The organism is Halomonas sp. CnH100-B (assembly GCF_024124605.1).
Classification (GTDB): domain Bacteria; phylum Pseudomonadota; class Gammaproteobacteria; order Pseudomonadales; family Halomonadaceae; genus Vreelandella.
Genome location: NZ_JAMXRX010000003.1, coordinates 341,141 through 359,381, shown reverse-complemented (window position 1 = coordinate 359,381; position 18,241 = coordinate 341,141). Strand labels below are relative to the sequence as shown.

General features: G+C 57.4%; 11 protein-coding genes and 1 tRNA gene. 2 read left to right on the top strand and 10 right to left on the bottom strand.

Annotated features, from left to right (window positions below):
- Position 1 precedes the first annotated feature (1 nt).
- The 5 genes from NH398_RS08360 to NH398_RS08340 form a co-directional block, all read right to left on the bottom strand.
- Entirely contained in the window at positions 2 to 2,908 is a 2,907-nt protein-coding gene (locus NH398_RS08360) for a DUF1156 domain-containing protein (protein WP_253017808.1), read from the bottom strand.
- A complete protein-coding gene (locus tag NH398_RS08355; RefSeq protein WP_253017806.1) occupies positions 2,905 to 3,645 on the bottom strand; it encodes a retron system putative HNH endonuclease in 741 nt (246 codons plus the stop codon). Before NH398_RS08355 ends, NH398_RS08360 begins: the two co-directional genes overlap by 4 nt.
- Positions 3,642 to 5,015 carry an AAA family ATPase gene (locus tag NH398_RS08350; protein WP_253017795.1) on the bottom strand — a complete coding sequence of 458 codons (1,374 nt, stop codon included), beginning with the start codon at positions 5,013 to 5,015 and terminating at the stop codon, positions 3,642 to 3,644. Before NH398_RS08350 ends, NH398_RS08355 begins: the two co-directional genes overlap by 4 nt.
- A complete protein-coding gene (locus NH398_RS08345; RefSeq protein ID WP_253017793.1) occupies positions 5,012 to 8,563 on the bottom strand; it encodes a helicase-related protein in 3,552 nt (1,183 codons plus the stop codon). Before NH398_RS08345 ends, NH398_RS08350 begins: the two co-directional genes overlap by 4 nt.
- Positions 8,564 to 9,074: 511 nt before the next feature.
- A tRNA-Ile gene (locus NH398_RS08340) sits at positions 9,075 to 9,151 on the bottom strand.
- 138 nt (positions 9,152 to 9,289) lie between these two features.
- Here NH398_RS08340 and NH398_RS08335 point away from each other — a divergent pair.
- Positions 9,290 to 9,865, top strand: a complete 576-nt coding sequence (locus tag NH398_RS08335) for a hypothetical protein (protein ID WP_139526549.1) — start codon at positions 9,290 to 9,292, stop codon at positions 9,863 to 9,865.
- 25 nt (positions 9,866 to 9,890) lie between these two features.
- On the opposite strand, the gene NH398_RS08330 is transcribed toward NH398_RS08335, so the two are convergent.
- The 5 genes from NH398_RS08330 to NH398_RS08310 form a co-directional block, all read right to left on the bottom strand.
- Positions 9,891 to 11,666, bottom strand: coding sequence for an ABC transporter ATP-binding protein (locus tag NH398_RS08330; RefSeq protein ID WP_253018145.1), 1,776 nt, complete (start codon positions 11,664 to 11,666; stop codon positions 9,891 to 9,893).
- 112 nt (positions 11,667 to 11,778) lie between these two features.
- Positions 11,779 to 12,579, bottom strand: a complete 801-nt coding sequence (locus NH398_RS08325) for an ABC transporter ATP-binding protein (protein ID WP_253017792.1) — start codon at positions 12,577 to 12,579, stop codon at positions 11,779 to 11,781.
- Positions 12,576 to 13,706 carry an iron ABC transporter permease gene (locus NH398_RS08320; protein ID WP_253017790.1) on the bottom strand — a complete coding sequence of 377 codons (1,131 nt, stop codon included), beginning with the start codon at positions 13,704 to 13,706 and terminating at the stop codon, positions 12,576 to 12,578. Before NH398_RS08320 ends, NH398_RS08325 begins: the two co-directional genes overlap by 4 nt.
- 25 nt (positions 13,707 to 13,731) lie before the next feature.
- On the bottom strand, positions 13,732 to 14,700 hold the full coding sequence (locus NH398_RS08315) for an iron ABC transporter permease (RefSeq protein ID WP_153842620.1): 969 nt from the start codon (positions 14,698 to 14,700) through the stop codon (positions 13,732 to 13,734).
- A gap of 62 nt (positions 14,701 to 14,762) precedes the next feature.
- Entirely contained in the window at positions 14,763 to 15,698 is a 936-nt protein-coding gene (locus tag NH398_RS08310) for an ABC transporter substrate-binding protein (protein WP_253017788.1), read from the bottom strand.
- Positions 15,699 to 16,002: 304 nt separating this feature from the next.
- Between NH398_RS08310 and NH398_RS08305 the strand changes: the two genes are divergently transcribed.
- Positions 16,003 to 18,216, top strand: coding sequence for a TonB-dependent receptor (locus NH398_RS08305; protein WP_253017786.1), 2,214 nt, complete (start codon positions 16,003 to 16,005; stop codon positions 18,214 to 18,216).
- The last annotated feature ends 25 nt before the right edge of the window (positions 18,217 to 18,241 follow it).

Genomic DNA, 18,241 nt, shown 5'->3' with positions numbered 1-18,241 from the left:
CCTAAATATCTAAGCCGCCCTGTTCGCCAGCATGCCCCGTTTCATGGGATGCCGCCACGATGGCATGCCAGGAGCCAATTAGCTCGTTGTAGGCGCGCGCCTCTTCGGCCCACTTCTTGCGCTCGCAGAGGGTATACAGGTGGTACGACAGCTGACGGATCGCCTCGCCCTTCTCCGGCATCTTGGCCAGCAGCTCACCGGCGGCAGATTCACCGTGATTTTGCAGGCGGCGGATCATCTGGTGGCAAGCTTCCCATACCGGCGTGCGCTTGTCGGTGGCCGGGTCCCACTCAGACTGATACTCGCTCCATTTCAGCAAACGTACCTTACCGCTACCGGATTCGATAACACCGGCCTCCTTCAAGCCAGCCTCACTGGTGCCCTTGGCCCGTGCAAGCGTATCCGCTTCACCGAAAGGCCCAGCGCTCCAAGCGTACTGGTCGAACCAGCTGGCACAGAACTGCGTATCGGCATCGAAGTTGCCGGAATCAGGATTCAAGAACTCGGTAATCGCCCGGTTAATCAGCACCAGGGCATCATGGACGCTCATCTTTGAGCCGTCCTGGTTTAGCACTGCTTCGTACTTGGAGTAGATGGCCATACCCGGTCCTATGGCCGCCTGGGCCAGATCAACCGGCGCGATAGGTGCCTGGCCGGTTACGCCACCAATCATGGTTTCCAGAGCTTCGGGCATTTCCTCGCGGAGCTGACGCTGGAAGTCGCGGCGGGAAATGGTTTCAGCGGTAATTAAGCGTTTGCGGCAGACAAGAACGATAGAGGATGCAAGCGCATTGGTACCCATTCCAATCATTCGATGGGTTTGCTCGCTTCGCATTGGCCAAGTGCCATCAATGGAAAAGCCCGCTTGAATTACTGCTTCAAGAAAGGTCACCCAGCCGGTGCTGGTAGTACTACCTTGCTTAGTTTCTGATTGCTTGAACGCATAGTAGATTGCTACCGGGAAACACGGGTGGGATTGGATAGCCAAGTTATGAATGGCGCGAGTCATGCCATCCATAAAGAAATTTTCAGCTTTTTCTTTGCTACCGTGTCGATAAGGAGTTGCCACCAGCTCTTCAGCTTTAGGTACTGCCATCGTACCAAATAGGGAAGGATAGATGTTACGCAGCGATCGACGCATCCATACATAGAAAAAGTCCGAGAGATCAGCGTAACCAATATTGTCGTAGTATGGCGGATCAGTAGAGATAACCTTAAGTTTGCTAATATCTTGGGTAGCAGCATCAAGCTGCAAGGCATTACCTTTTACAGCTGAAGTACCAAGTTTCAGTAAGCACTTGACTTGGTATTCAAGATTGGTGATGAACCCTCCAACTACATTTTCCATAATATTGGCTTCCCCAAAGTCCCAAGCCATTGGAATAGACTGACGGGCAAACAAATACATTATTTTCTCATTGCCTTGGCGCCATCCCGTCAATGAGTTATTGAAATCTGCGCAACGATCCACACAGAAAGTTAAGTAAACCGACACCGCCTCCCCATAAGCAGTAGAACCAGCCCCCCCTTGAGCTAGGCCTTGGCCGTCATCCGGCAGGCTAACTGCTTTAGCATCGGCAATCGCCTTTTTACGGGCCTCCTGAACTAGATCGGAGAAGGTGGTTAAGGCTACCAATTGGCGAGCAGTGAAGAGGTCACCATAGGTTTTCAGTCCGTAGGGAATAGTCCAAAAATTTCTTGGATCATTTGGTAGGCTGGTTTCTGGCTTCCACTCAGGCTGAGCACTCTTTGCGACTGCCTCTGCATCTTGCGTGGGCGATAAATAAACACGCCCGCGCTTGCCTTCAACCACGACGGCCATCAAGCGAGCACCTAAGCGTCCTGCTTCTCCCTCACTTTTGATATGCAAGCCCGATATCGGTGCACCAGACAACAAACAGGTAAAATTAGCCCCTCTTGCTGCTTTAGTTCCTAGCTTAGCGGCAACCGGAGGCTTTCCTACCTTGATCTCAAAACGATACTCATCACTCTCAACCACAGGTTCCACATAAGCTTCTTTACCCTTTTTACTAGACAATACAAAACTTGAAGCCAATGGCACATCAACATGGCTAAACGCCGGATTAGGACTTTTTACCGTTCTAGCCCACAACCATGCAATCACCGTCAGCTCTTCGCCTTCGTACTGCTTGAGATCGGGGCGCTCGGCAACCATCTCTGGTGTGATCTCCACCTTGGGATAGAGGTGGCCAATACGCTTGAATGCCTCCTCACGCATCCAGTGGCCGTAGCGGCGCACGTCTTCAGCTAACCCCTTGGCGCCTGACCAGTCCTCATGCATTTTCTGCTGCTTTTCGCCTTCGGGAATCGGCCCCATCGGCGGTTGACCAGCGAACTTGGGCGGAATCTCGATCATCGCCTTGTTGATCATCACCGCTACGGGGTTGAGATCAGAGGCATAGCTTTCCAGCCCCAGCCGTTGGGCTTCCAGCGGGATAGCCCCACCACCGGCAAATGGGTCATGAAAAGCGGGCAGCTTCTCAGGGTTGAATAGCTCAGCTGCCTCAGGATGGTTGCGGTTGAGATGGCAGGTTTCTCGCCAGCTCTCCCAAATCGCTACACGGGCACGGTTCAACACCTCTTCGTTGTTGGTGTTTTCCCACTTCACCAGGTCGCGGATAATATCGAACAGCTTCTCGCGCTTACGCTCCGCTTCCTGCTTATTCACCCCGTAGCCTAGTTCACGCTGATAGCCGGGGTCGTTGACCAACTGGGCAAACAGCACTGCCCGCGCCGCTGCCAATGGTCGCCGCGCCCACCAAAGATGTATGCCCCTAGGGTGTGGCCCAATGCCTGGCATTTTTTCATGTGCACACGCAGCATTGATATCATCCAGCGGCAGTGCCACTTCGATCAGCTTTTTGGGGGATTTAATAGGTGATGTCATAGTAATTCCGGGGCATCCTGTTGCAGCACTTGCTCGGCAATACGACCAAAAAACTTTCTTGTCAGGGTAAAAAATGGATTCAAACCTTGAGAGATAGGCAGAAGATAAATGGCTGCCAGACAGTCAATATCCATATCTTTATCCAAGTGCTCATCGAACAGCTGTTCGAGCTCATCCCACCACTTCTGACGCTCAACTTTTAAAAAGCCGCTATCTAAGTTGAGTAGATCTATCGTGTACCTAGCACGCTCCTGATCCCACTCATTGAGGTTCTCTGCTGGCACTATGCGTCCATCTGATAGGAAGGCGAAAAAACGAGCACAATCCTGCTGATGTGGCGAGATAAATCGCTGCATATCCACTGACTGTTGCTTACCCTGAGCATGGCCGCCAAAGAAGTCTCCAGGCAGATTCTCTTGAACCAGCCGGTCTTTAAAAGCTCTAAGCCGGTCACTGTCGAGTGCGCTGGCAGCCAAGTTGGTGTAATCAAAGGTGCGCTGCGGCGCTTGGCCTTTGTTCTCAATATGCTCGATGTGGTAGCCAAGCTCGTGATGGTCTGAGCGTAGTTCGCTGTAACAACAGAGTTGGTACTGCTCCTCCAGTAAGCTCTCCAACACTTTCTGTTTGTGATTAAAACTTCGCCACCGACTAGTGGCTTCTTGATTAGTTTGAGGCGGTCTTAGATGAGCTTTTTGCAAATGATGACCACCACTCCCCTGCTTGGTGATATGCCTCATCCCTGAAGTGCCTTTTGTCGTTTAATACTGCGTTGCAAGCGCTGCAGTTGAGGGTGTTGTTCACCAAGTGCTGCAGTTAGCCGTTGCGTCAGTTCCGTTGCTTCCTGCTGGTCGTAAAGGCCTTGATCAACCAGTTCTGTCAGACGCTGTAGGTCTTTCCTTTCAGCAACTGGCGGTTGGGGATCCACATCCATCACGCCGTGCATCACATTCCCACTAGGTTCACCATAAGTTCTAGCCAAGGGTTGATTGCTTCCATTGACTGAAAGTATGCGAATATTTTCTCGCCGCACTGTACTCAGTACTTGGGGACTATGGGTAGTGACAATGAACTGTACTTCTGGAAATGCCTCATGCAGCTGCTGCAGCACCACCTGTTGCCAACTCGGATGTAGGTGCATGTCCACTTCGTCAATCATTACGATACCAGTGGTTTTTCTGGCTGCGTTCTCACCCCAGTATGGGTTTAAGCGCACACAGCGATAAGCAATGTCAGCCGTCATCGCTATCATGCTCTTTAAACCGTCACTAAGTTGATCAACCTTAAGTGTGCCCAAATCATCATGGTTCATCACCAAGGTTTTCTGACTCGGGCTGTAGCTCAGGTGTTTCCATCCTAGTGCTCCAAGTACTTGATCTACAGGCCTTCTAATAGCTTGCATCAAGTCTGCATAGACAAACTTATCGTCCACCAACCCAGAAAACCCCTCTTCCTCCATTTCTTTTGTTTTCTGTTCAAAATCTGAGGCATAAAGATAAAAAAACCAATCTGCGAAGTGTTTGTAATCGGAGCCTGAGTCTAAGCAGCCAACGTATGCAGAAGTGCGAGAAAAAAAATCACTACTAGATTGATTTTTGAGCGTTAAGTAGCGCTGCTTCCATAAACGCCCTGTGCCGTAATAAGCAACGATAGGCAAAGGTGTCTCTAGTGAACTGTCATGCTCAGTATTATCTGCAGCCAGCATCCTGATTTTTTCTTGTAAACGAGCCCCTAATTCAGCGATAGGTTTAGCATCCTTGACCGTCGTTTTGGCACCTTTGCTTACTTTATCGCGCTGCCTTGCCCAACGAACAGGCTGCCCGTTGATCTTGGCTACTGCTTCGATTCGTGCAGGGAGCTGAGGCTCCATATTTCTATGTTTACCTCTAGCAAGGTGAACATCATCCACATCAATTCCTGAATTTGACATAGTGCTCGTTACAGCATCGAATGAGCTAACAAAGGGCCAAAGGCCAATGCGGATGGCATCCAGCACTGTCGACTTACCCTGACCATTTTCTGCTATGAACACTGTCAGTTTTTCATTGAGGTCAACCTCAACATCTTGAAAACAGCGGAAATTCTTGATGCGTAGTTTTGAGAGTTTCATTCGAGGACACCCACTGGCGCTGCTTTAGAAAGCAGCTCCTCCAGGTCATAGTTGATACTGGCCACGCCAAAGTCAGGTTCACTTGTAAAGGGCTTCTGCACGTAATAAGGCCCTTCTACGCTTTTCCCATCCACGATGACGATAGCCAGCCAGAATTTATCGGCTTGGTTAAGGCCGTAGATGATCTCGTTGCGAGAGACAGTAATGGTGCTCTGCCCTTTTGCACGCCCCTTCACCTCAATATGGCGGTCAGGCAGAATCGAGCCATCCGGGTTGGCTGGCGGGCGAGCCGTTACATCCCAACCACATTTCTGGTCAGAGACGTCAAACACTTGATTACCCATGGCACGCTCGGCGTCCATTACCGCCTGCATGGCAAACTGTTCGATGCGGGCACGGGCCTGAGCATCGACGCTGAACTGGGTCTCGCCTTGGCGCTGGGCCAGCAAGCCCTTAGGAATCATCAGGGCGCCGCCGATCACCACCGGCGTGCTGGAGACCACCTGCTTCATGGCATCGAGTTCACTGCGGCGCTGGTTGAGCCGCTCGGTCAGTTCATCCACCCGCCTGCGCGCCATCTCTGGCTGCATGCGCGGCTGCTTTCCGGCCTTCATATCGTCGGTGAGCTTTATGTAACGGTCAGACCAGTAATTGATCTCCTTGACCAACCGCTCATTGACGGCATTGAGCACCTTGTCGGCGTGGCGTTCGCGGCGCCCCTTCACCTCGCGGAAGTGCTTAGGCACTAGCGCCTGCACAGCGTGATTGAGCGCCAGGGCCTCTAGGTCGCCAGTGATCCATGGCGCTTTCAGCACATCCTGCATCAGATTGAGTTCATGATCATCGATGGGCTGCATGTCCAAATGCGGCGCCCAGCCCGCATGGGTCGCTCTGCCCTGCTCGTCGATTTCCACGAACTGTAGGCAGCGTGAAACAACCCTGGGTGAGCCGTTGATCTGTTTCTCAACTTCACGCACCGAGTGATCGACCATGAACAGCACTTTAGGCTCAGTGCTGTCGTCGTTGGGGTCTACCAGCACGGCGCCCTGCTTTAGCTTGGCTCTGTGGGCCTGCAGCACCAAATCGGTCGTGGCATGCATTAGCGGGTGCATGGGGTGAATCAAGTCCGCCATTGGCTTGCCAGGCAGGCGCACATGCTCCTTCTCGAAGCAGATACGCTCATATTTTCTCAGCACTGGCGTTCTACTTTCTCCAACGATGCGATCCCGCTCACGTATGGCGGCGGGAACGTGGCGTACTTCATAGCGCCCTTGCTCTCTTGGGCGCATTTCGCCTCGCAGCCCTTGAAATGCTTCAGTGAAAAAAGCGCGGATAAAGTAGGGCTGTAGCTTGCGTGCTTCGGCCTTTTCCATCTCCTCCTTCACCGCGTAGAGCTCTTCCAGGCCCATATGCTGTTCGACGAGGGCATTCCGGCGAATGATCTCGCGCAAGTGGTCGGTATCCAACGCACCTTCAATCACCTGCTCTAACCGCGACTTCACTTCGTCGGACTCGCCATAGCGAATGGCTTCTACTAACAGGTCTTTCAGCGAAGTATTCTCAAACGCCTCACCAAGAATATCGAAGACCTTGCCACCAAGCGCGCTCTTCTCCACCTCGAGCTTGTCGAAAAGCTTCTGAAATACGGCACCTTCACGCGTCTCATTAGCCACCAGGTTCCATAGGTGGCAGACCTCAGTCTGGCCGATGCGGTGAATGCGCCCGAAGCGCTGTTCCAAGCGATTAGGGTTCCAAGGCAAATCATAATTCGCCATCAAGTTGGCATTCTGTAGGTTAACGCCCTCACCGGCGGCATCGGTGGCCACTAATACCAGCACATCCGGGTCGTTGCGGAACTGCTCTTGGGCTTTACGGCGCTCATCACGGTTAGTGCCGCCATGGATGGTGATCACCGCCTCAGGGCAGCCCAACAGGCTGCGGATGCGATCGACCAGATAGTTGAGCGTATCCTTGTGCTCGGTGAAGATGATCAGCTTTCGGCGGCTGCCGCCGGACGTGTACATCTCAGGGCTGTCTTGTAGCAGGTGCGAAAGCTCTTCCCACTTGCGGTCGTTACCAGATGCGACCAGCTGCGAGGCCTGCTCCTCTAAGTCCTGAAGAATCAGTATCTCAGCCTCCAATTCGGACACAGTCTCCGCGGCGGTGGCCTGATCCACTACCTGTTCGGCGTAGAGCTCGTACTCCTCGGCGCTCAGTTCTTCATCTAGCTCGTCTAAATTATCTGGCAATTCAATCTGCTTCTGTACCGCATAAGTGCCCAGGGTGGAGGCGACTTTCCCTTCATGAATAGCCTGACCACGAGCCATGAGCTTCATCTCATTAAGGCGGTCTTCCAACTTGCGACGGCGCCGCTTGAGAGACTGGTAAATCGCTTCTGGGCTGGACGCCAACCGCCGCTGCAGCTGAGTTAGCGCGAAACCTACAGTGCCCTTTCGTTTACCAGAGAGCGCATCGGCTCGGTTCATTTCGTTGCGAACGTAGTCGGTCACTTGCTCGTAGAGCGAAGCCTCTGCGTCGGAGAGATCGTAATTAGCGGTGTAGGCGCGGCGTTCAGGGAAAAGTGGGGTGCCATCGAACTTGAGCAGTTCTTCCTTAACCCTACGCTGCATCATGTCGGAAACATCGACCTTGTGGGCACCTTCGCGGAACTTGCCGTAGAAGCGGTCGCTATCAATCAGCGATAGCCAAATCTGGAAGTCTTCTTCCTTGCCATTATGCGGGGTGGCCGTCATCAACAAAAAGTGGCGGGTAATCGAGCCTAGCAGCTCACCGAGTTGGAAGCGCTTGGTCTTGTTGATCTTATTGCCGAAGTAGTTGGCCGATAGCTTGTGGGCCTCATCGACAATGATCAGATCCCACTCCGTATTGGCGAGCTTCTGTTGATAAAGCTCGTTGCGCGAGAGCTGGTCCAAGCGGCAGATCAGTTGGTTTTGCTCGTCGAAGTAATTTCCAGAGGCGCACTGCTCCTGCTTCTCGCGACTGAATATTTCAAACTGCACGCCAAATTTCTCTAGCAGCTCATCCTGCCATTGGTCGGTCAGCCCGCCGGGCGACACGATGAGGATGCGCTTAGCATCGGCACGCATCAGCAGCTCGCGAATCAACAGGCCCGCCATGATGGTTTTACCAGCACCGGGATCATCAGCCAGTACAAAACGTAACGGCTGACGAGGTAGCATAGCCTCGTAGACAGCAGATATTTGGTGGGGTAAAGGCTCCACGTTGGAGGTATGAACCGCCATCATGGGATCAAACAGCGCCGCCTGGCTGATGCGGTAGGCCTCTAGGCCCAGCTTGAAGTCAGCGCCTGGGGCGTCAAAGGCCCAAGGACGCCCAGCCTGGGCCAGCGAGAGACTGGGCTCGTTGTCACGAAACAGCATCTGCTCATGAACCGCGCCCTGGCTATCCTTGAAGTAGATGGTCAGCGCATCGGCGCCCACTGGCACCACGGCTACAACTCGTACCACCTCATCAGGCTTGATGCCACGAACTTGGGCATCCTGTTTGATCTCTTCCAGCTTCAGCATGCAGCTCCCTCCGCAAGTCGGCTTTTGCCGTTTCTTCACTTATCGTCAATCTGGGCCAGCTGGAGTATTACCCCTCACCCCGGCCAATACTAACTGATACACTGCTGTTCTTCAGTGCATCCCATCCAAACTCTATCAAAGCTCGCCTGACCACTCGCCCAGAAACAGGAGATCTTATTTCGCACCTACAACGGCACAAACCCCAGGAGGTAGGAGCCTTGAACTGGCTATTGGGCTATGTTTACGCGAATGCAGCTTAACGAGACGCTCAATATGCAAAATGCCTTACCCACAAGGCACGGGGCTAAAGCCTTGGGTACAATTCAAGAAACTACTGCATTCTATAAACGAACTTGCCTCATACGAGTAACAATAAACTCAAGAGTGCCTAGCTACCTTTTACCAAGCGGATGAAAAAATAACGATAGAAACAACAAGCGGCGGGGAGCCAAGGACAAAGGGACTCATAATCCCCTGCTTTGAAGAAATATTTAGGAGAAGCATATAGAAATGGTGGGCCCAGTAGGACTTGAACCTACGACCAAGGGATTATGAGTCCCCTGCTCTAACCAACTGAGCTATAGGCCCGAAAAGCGTGCATATCATAGCGAATGTGGGGGGGCGAGGCTACCCCTTCGGGCGCTATCTTACGGCGTGATCGGCATTTTTTCGGCACTAATTACCGGCGCTGGGGTCTGGTGGTGAATGCTTCTATGGAGAACCGCTTTGAAAGCTTTGATGGCTCTTTTCCCGCTGCTGTTGGCGCTGCCGGTGCAGGCGGATTGGCAGCTCGATCCTGGCCAGTCCCGGGTGCAGGCGTCGATTACCCAACTGGATGGCGAGGCCCCGCAAACCCATCACCATCGGGTGAGCAATTTACAGGGCGATATTTCGGCCGATGGCACGCTGCGCCTGCCGCTGCGCTTGAGCCAAACCGACCTGCTCGACCGCTTTGGAGAGCTGCCGCCGTGGGTGGGCATGCTGGCGAACACCCCGCTGGTGACGCTGGTGGCGCAAATGCCGCCGGAGCGGTTAGACGGCTTGGATATTGGCGAGTCGATGGTGGAAACCCTCACCTTTCGGGTGCAAACCGATCTGATTAACCAGGAAGAGGCGGTGCCGCTGCGCTTTACCCGCGAGGGGTTGAACGAGGTGCGCGTGACCCACGCCGAACCCATGGCATTGGATGGCAACGCGCTGATGGCCAACAGCACGGTACGCACCGTGCTGTCGATGTTGGGCTACCAGCAGATCGATGAGCATGTACCCGTCACGCTGAATGCGCTGCTGGTGAACCGCTAACGTTGGCTTAGCCACTGATGAGCGCTTAGTGGCTAAGCGCTTCCACATCGCCTGCTTGGGCGGCCCCGGTTTGTACCCGCCACTGGGCGGCGTAGTGGCCGTTGGCGTCTAGCAGGCTGGCGTGGGTGCCGCGCTCGGCCACTTGGCCTTTCTCGATCACCACGATCTCGTCGGCGTGCACGATGGTGGAAAGCCGGTGGGCAATCATGATCACCGTGCGGCCATGGGCGATGCGCTTGAGCGAGCGCTGAATGGCCGCTTCGGTTTCGTTATCCACCGCGCTGGTGGCTTCATCCAGCACCAGAATCGGCGGGTCTTTTAATAGCGCCCGCGCCAGTGACAGCCGCTGGCGTTGGCCGCCGGAAAGGCGCACGCCCCGCTCGCCCACCGGCGTATCCAGCCCTTGGGGCAGTGTTTCGATAAAGCTCCAGGCTTCGGCGGTTTTAGCGGCGTCGATAATCGCGGCATCGCTGGCATCCGGCTGTCCGTAGGCGATGTTGTCGCGAATGCTGCCTTCGAATAGGTACACGTCCTGGCTGACAAGGCCAATCGCTTGGCGAAGTGAGTGCATACTGACGTCGGTGATCGGCTGGCCATCTACCAACACACGGCCGCTGGCGGGGTCGTAGAAACGCAGCAGCAGTTTGATCAACGTCGATTTACCCGAGCCGGTGGCCCCCACTAGCGCCAGTGTTCTGCCTGCGGGCACGTGAAGATCCACGCCGTTCACGCCTACTTGGCTAGCCTCATATTGAAAGCTGACCGCCTCGAAACGCACGTCGCCTTTTACCGGGGCGGCCAACGGCGTGGTGCTGTCGTCCTTCACGGTAATCGGCACTTCGAGCAAATCCAGAATCCGTTTGGTGCTGGCCATGGCGCGCTCGAACAGATCGATCACCTGAGCAAGGCCGGTAAGCGGCCACAGCAGGCGCTGGGTCAGGAACACCAGCACGCCGTAAGCGCCGACGTTGAGGCTGCCGTTCAGCGCCATCATGCCGCCCACGGTGAAGGTGGCAAGAAAGCCCGCCAGAATCGCCATGCGGATGACCGGAATGAACGCAGAACTGACTTTGATCGCGCGGCGGTTGGCGTCCACGTAGGCTTCGCTGGCCTCCCGCAGCCGCTCGGCTTCCCGCGCTTCGCTGGTGAAGCTTTTGATCGTGGCGATGCCGCTGAGGTTGTTGGAGAGACGGCTGGCCAGGTCGCCCACTTTTTCGCGCACGTCGCTGTATAGCGGCCCCGCTTTGCGCTGGAAGAAGAACGCGCCCCAAATGATCAGCGGAATCGGCGTGAATGCCAGCAGCGCGATCAGCGGAGAAAGCACGAAGAACACCGCACCCACGGCCACCACCGTTACCACCACTTGAATCAACGCGTTGGCACCGCCGTCCAAAAAGCGCTCTAGTTGGTTGACGTCGTCGTTCATGGTGGCCACTAGCTGGCCGGAGCTTTTCGATTCGAAAAACGCCATGTCGAGGCGCTGGGCGTGCTCATACGTGTCCTGGCGCATATCTGCTTGCAGCCGCTGGGCCAAGTTGCGCCAGAGGATCTGGAACAGGTACTCGAACAGCGACTCCCCCGCCCAAATAAAGAAGGTGAGCACCGCCAAAATGGTGATTTGTTCCTGGGGAGACTCGAACCCCAGCCGCGCCACGAAGCTGCTCTCCTGGTTCACTACCACGTCGATGGCGACACCGATCAAAATCTCTGGAGCGATATCGAACAGCTTGTTGATGATCGAGCAAATCGTCGCGGTAATGATTTGCCGCCGATAGCCTTTGGCGTAGCGCAGCAGGCGCATCAAGGCATGAAAGCTTTGATTGACGGACGCTTTGTCAGCGCGGGGTGGGGAAGAAGCCACATCGATTCCTTTTACGTCGTTATCTAGCATTGTTATAGAGCATTAGCCGCCTTTAAACGGGTGGCGCTGCTCGGCGCACGTTGGCCAGCAAAGGGCTGCCGGTATCGGGGTCGAGCAGCAGCGTGCACTCTACCTGATACAGCTCCCGCACTAGCGCTGGCGTAACCACTTCAGCGGGCGCCCCCTGGGAAACGATTTGCCCGTCGCGCATGGCAATCAGGTGGTCGGCGTAGCGGCAGGCACTGGCCAGGTCGTGCAGCACCATCACCACCGTGCGGCCGTGGCAGGCCAAGTCGCGCACCAGCTCGAACACCTCTATTTGGTGGCCTAAGTCTAACGCGGAGGTGGGCTCGTCGAGTAGTAAAAGCGGCGTTTGCTGGGCGATGGTCATAGCGATCCAGGCGCGCTGGCGCTGGCCGCCGGAAAGCGCCTCCAGCGGCCGGTCGGCCAGCGCTTCCAACCCGGCAGCGGCCAGCGCATGGTGCACCACCTGCTGATCTTCCGCTGACCACTGGCGCAGCCAGCCTTGGTGGGGCTGGCGACCAAAGCGAATCAGCTCGGTCACGGTCAGCCCTTCCGGCGCAACCGCCTCTTGGGGCAGTAGCGCTAGCTTAGTAGCCAATTTGCGGGCGGGCATCTGGGCGATGTCGTGGCCGTTAAGCAGCACGGCACCGCTATCGGGTTTGTGCAGGCGGGCAAGCCCAGAGAGCAGCGTGGATTTACCGCAGCCGTTGGGGCCAACGATGGCGGTTACTTGCCCGCTGGGCAGACTAACGCCGAGGTCGTGAATCACTTGGCGCTGGCCGTAGCTCATGCTGAGCGCATCGGTGGAAAGCGTGGGTAACGAGATCATGGGCGGCTCCGTTGCGGGCGCATTAGTATCCAGAGTAGCCAGGGGCCACCCACCACGGCGGTGACGATCCCCACGGGAATCTCGATGGGGGCAAACAGCGTGCGGCCCGCTAAATCGGCCAGCACCATCACCAGCGCCCCCACCAGCGTGGCGGCTAGAATGGGCACATGGCGGGCGCTGGAGAGCGAACGGGCAATTTCAGGGCCGATCAGCGCCACCAAGCCCACCGGCCCCGCCACGGCAACCGCCAGCGCAGTGAGCACCACTGACAGTAACAGCACCTGCAGCCGCCGCGCTTTCACCGCGGTGCCCAGGCCGCTGGCGGTCGCATCTTTAAAGCGCAGCAGCGTGAGCGAGCGGGCCAGCGCCAGCGCTGCCACCAGCCCAAGCGCTAAGCCAATACCCAATAGCTGTACCGCGCTTGCCGGGCGGGCATTGAGGGAACCGACGGTCCAGGGGTAGGCGGCGTTGGCGGTATCGATCGCTACCCGCGCCAGCATCAGCTGCGTGACCGCACCAAATACCGCGCCCACGCCGATGCCCGCCACGATAAAGCGGTAGCCCTGGGTGCCGCTGCCCGCCGCCAGGCCAAAGGTGAGTACCGCGGCGGTAGTCGCCCCCGCCAGCGCCATGGCGGGCGGGGCGATGCCGACGCCCAAGCCGACGATCGAGGCCACCGCAAAGGCGGTGGCACCGTTATCGATACCGATGATTCCGGGGGTCGCCAAGCGGTTGCGGGCCAGGGTCTGCATCAGCACGCCGGCCAGCGCAAAGGCGGCCCCGGTGAAACAGGCGGCGACCAAGCGCGGCAGGCGCAGTTGCTGAACCATGAACGTGGTCATGCCATCGCCCTGCCCTATCAAGGCAGCCACCACCGCACTGGGGGAAAGCGTCACGCTGCCCAGGCTCAGATAGAGCACGCTGGCGGCCAGCAGGGCGGCTCCCAGCCCGAAGCTCACCACCACGGCGCGCTTTTCGATCAGCACGCTCACCCCATAGCGGGGCAGCGCGGCGCGCCAATAGCCCTGCGGGGCAGCCACCGCCTGGGCACTCGCCTCTTCTTGATACGAGGGAGATGTGCGAGGAAGTGCCACGCCGCTCATCGACTGTTTTGCCGTGATTTTCATAGCATCAGATAACCAAAAAAGTGCGTTAGAGCATCGGCAGGCGCTTGGCCCGCACCACCGCGATCAGCACCGGCGCGCCGCATAGCGCGGTGAGCACGCCCAAGGGCAGCTCGGAGGGAGCAACGACGACGCGGGAGATGATATCGGCGGTAAGCACGATCAGCGGGCCAATGGGCAGGCAGAACCAGAGCGTGCGGCGAATATCCGGCCCGGCGATGGCACGGGCCACGAACGGTACCACTAGCCCCACGAAGGCAATCGGCCCGGCAATGGCGGTCGCCGCGCCGACCAGCAGCGCCACACAGCCTACCGCCAGCCAGCGAATCAGCCCAGGGCGGTGCCCTAGGCCGCTTGCGGCCCGCTCCCCTAGCGCCAGTGCGGCCAATGGCCGGGCAATCACGACAACGCCCGCTCCTGCTATCAACAGGCTTGGCAGCACGGCCCATAAATCGTCCAGTCGCCTTCCTGCCAAGCTGCCTACCACCCAAAAGCGAATTTCATCGGCGGCGCGCTGGTCGTAAAGCAGCATCAGGGCGCTGAGCGAACCGAGCAGCCCAGAAAACGCAGCCCCCGCTAACACTAAGCGCACCGGGTCGCTACCAACACCGCGCAGCCGCGCCACGCTGAGCACGCACACACAGCCGATCAGTGCGCCTAGCTGGGCCACGGGGATGCGTAAAGTGGCCGCGCTGGCCCCTAACACCAGCGCCAGGGAAACCGCAAATGCCGCGCCTGCGCTCACGCCCAACAAGCCTGGCTCGGCCAGCGGGTTGCGGGAAACCGCCTGCAGCAGCGCCCCCGCTACGCCCAGCGCCACGCCAACGGCAATGCCAATCAGCGTGCGGGGCGCGCGCAGCTCCCAGACGATAAAACGCGCTTCCGCGTGATCACTACCGCTCAACAGCCCTAACACTTGCCGGGGGCCAACGCTGCCTGCGCCTATCAATAAACTAACGACGCTCACCGCCACAAGGGCGGTGAGCAGAATAAGCATCCAAGCACGTGGCGAACAACGCCAGCCGCTCGCGAGGTGAGCAAAACGATTCACGGCACTCGTCACGGCAGCAGGGCGTTCTCGATATCATCCAGAATCGCCTGGGCCGCCAGCGGGCCGTTGGCACTGCTCCAGAGTTGGCCGTTCACCGGCACCACGCGCTCGTTCTGTACCACGTTCAAGCGATCGAAAGCGGCACTCTGTTTAGCGCTCTCCAGGGCGGCTTGGCCATCGTCGTTCAGCGTGGCCAGGAACAGCCAGTCGCCGTCTACCTGGGAGAGGTTTTCAAGGCTCAACACGTCGCTATGCACACCCCGCTCCCCAATCAGCTCGCCGCCTTGAACGTCCAGGCCAACGCGCTCCAACAGGCCAGTGGCAATCAGCTTTTCCGACATCACCATGGGGCCGCCGGGCATCCAGCGCACCAGATAGGCGTTGTCGCCTACATCGGCGTCAGCCACCGCCTCTGCCATCGCGTCGACCCGCTGATCGACGGCGCTGATCGCTTCGTCAATGGCCTCTTCCTGGTTCAAGGCCTGGCCGAACAGGCGCGCTTCGGCTTCCCAGTTATCGGCTGCCAGCGGCTGTGTGGGGGGCACCACGGTGGGGGCGATTTGCGATAGCAGCTGGTACTGCTCCTCCGGCAGTTGGGCCGCGGCCAGAATCAGATCCGGCTGCTGGGCCAACACGGCTTCGATATTGATTTCCCGCACGACGCCCACGATCTCGGGGTGCGCAAGCTCGTGGGCATTCAGGTAGTCAGTAACGTATTGCGCCACGTTATCACCGCCACGGGTGGTGACGGCCCCTATCGGCGTCACGCCCGCCGCCAGCGCGGCATCCAGCGCGCCTTCATACAGCGTGACGACACGCATCGGGTTATCAGCAACCTCCACGTCGCCGTAGGCCGTCTCCAAGATGCGCGCTTGGGCAGTACCCACCAGCAAACCGCCGATCAACATTCCCAGTAAACCGCGCTGCAGTAACGTGTGTCGCATATGACTCTCCGGTGAAACGCTATGCCTAAATGATCCTCGCCGCTGATAATAACGATTCTCAAAAACACTTGCACCTATATTCCAACGAATCTCCCGTTGCATGTCCTGCAACGCTGGGTGGAACGGCACATGGCGCTTCTAACTCCATGGGCAGCTCAGCGTCTCTCTGCCAGCGATCGTTCCACTACTAGCAACGCCTTGTTCGATAAAACCATCTCGCAAGTGGGAACTTTTCTTCTTAGAATCCGCAACTCATTTGATAATCAGTTTCATTAACAAACAAGATTCATATCAGGGGATCGCCATGCCACGCTTTACTCGCACCACCCTCGCGAGCGCCATCGCGCTTAGCGTTACTGCGGTGGCTCATGCCCAAGAAGCCACCCAAAGCAGCACACCGCTCAACAATATGGTGGTCACCGCCGCCGGTTATGAGCAAACGCTGAACAATGCCCCTGCGAGTATTGCCGTGATTACCCGTGAAGAGCTGGAGCAACAACAGTTCTCTAACATCGCCGAGGCGATTGCCGATGTGCCGGGGGTCGATGTGCGCGCCGGGACGGGCAAAACCGGCGGATTGAACATCTCCATCCGCGGCATGCCTAGCGACTACACGCTGATTTTGATCGATGGCCGCCGCCAGAACACCTCAGGTAGCGTCACGCCGAACGGCTTTGGCGAAACCTCCACCAGCTTCATGCCGCCGCTCTCTGCCATCGAGCGTATCGAGGTCATTCGTGGCCCGATGTCGACGCTGTATGGCTCGGACGCCATGGGCGGGGTCATCAACATCATTACGCGCCGCATTGGTGACGACTGGGCGGGCTCGGTGAGTGTCGAAAACACCTTCCAGGAAGATCGCGATGCGGGCAACCGCTCGGCCATCAATCTCTACAGTGCCGGGCCGCTGGTAGAGAACACGGTCGGCCTGCAAGTACGTGGCCGCCTGTTCGACCGCGACAGCTCCGAACGCATGATCGAGAACAGCGCTGGTCGCGACCCGCGCCCTTCTGAAGCGCGCATTTACTCCATCGGCGGGCGTTTGAACGTCACCCCGGATGAAGCCAACGAGTTGTGGCTGGATGCAGAGCGCGCTCGTCAGGTGTACTCCAACGACGATAACCGCCTGGGTACCCAGGATGGCACCGACCGTGCCGGTCAGCCTTCGCCGGGCCGGGTCAACGGCTATAGAGACGAGCTGCGCTTCAACCGCGACCAGATCGCTATTGGCCACACCGGCCACTACAGCGCAGGCACCTGGGAAAGCAGCGTAACGCGTAACTTCACCGAAACCCTCGGCCGCACGCTGCCAGCAGGCAGCGCCCCGGATTACGGCTATGAAGCCCAGGGCGGTGAAGATCGCCTGCTGGAAAACCGCGATATTATCGTCGACACCAAATTTGTAGCGCCTTTAGGTGACCACATGGCCACTATTGGCGGCCAGTACATCGATGCCGAGCTGCAGGACGGCACCGCAGGCGATATTACCTTCGAGCAAACCAGCTGGGCGCTGTTTGCCGAAGATGAATGGATGCTGCGCGACGACTTAGCGCTAACACTAGGTGGCCGCTATGAACACCACGATGCTTTCGGCGGCCACTTTAGCCCACGGGGTTACTTGGTGTGGAACACCACGCCCGAATGGACGCTGAAAGGCGGCGTGAGCCGTGGCTACAAAACGCCGAGCCTGAACGACCTGCATAGCGGTATAAACGGTTTTGGCGGCCAGGGCACTACGGTCAACATTGGCTCGCCGGACCTAGAACCCGAGAAGAGCACTAACTACGAAATTGGCGCTATTTACGATAACCAAAGCGGCTTCTCGGCAGGGGCGACGGTGTTCTACAACCGGTTCACCGACCGTATCGCCGATGCGGCCGACATTCCTAACTGCCAGTTTGTGGATGGTAATGGCAATACGCCCAACGCCGGGCTGGCGAACTGCCTGAGCGTCGGCAACTTTACTCAGCAGGAGAGCTTTGGCCAGCTGACCAATATCGACGAAGCCGAAACCCGTGGCGTCGAGCTGAATGCCAGCTACCAGCTAGCGCCGGCATGGCGGGTCAGCGGTGGCTACACCTTCACCGATTCCGAAATCACCTCGGGGGCCAATGAAGGCCAGGTGCTGACCAACACGCCTGATCACAAGCTGACCGCTGATCTCACCTGGGCGATCAACGACCGCTGGAGCACTACGCTGGAAGGTGAGTACTACTCTTCCCGCGAGCGTTTCGTGGGCGAGGTAAGCGGTGAATCCGCCTCGCTGGTAGAGCAGTTGGGCAACAAGCTGGATGGTTACGAGCTGTTCAACCTGCGCAGCTCCTACCGCTTCAGCGACAACGTGCGCCTGACCGGCACCATCTACAACCTGTTCGATAAAGACTTCACCGGCGCGGATACCTTCGTGCACAACGGCGACACGCTGCTGGCTTACCGCTTTACCCAAACCGGCCGTTCCACCGACGGCGTAGCGCTGGATGGCCGCAGCGTCTGGGTCTCTGCCACTTACGACTTCTAACGCTTGAGGTTTCACTTACTGTTTC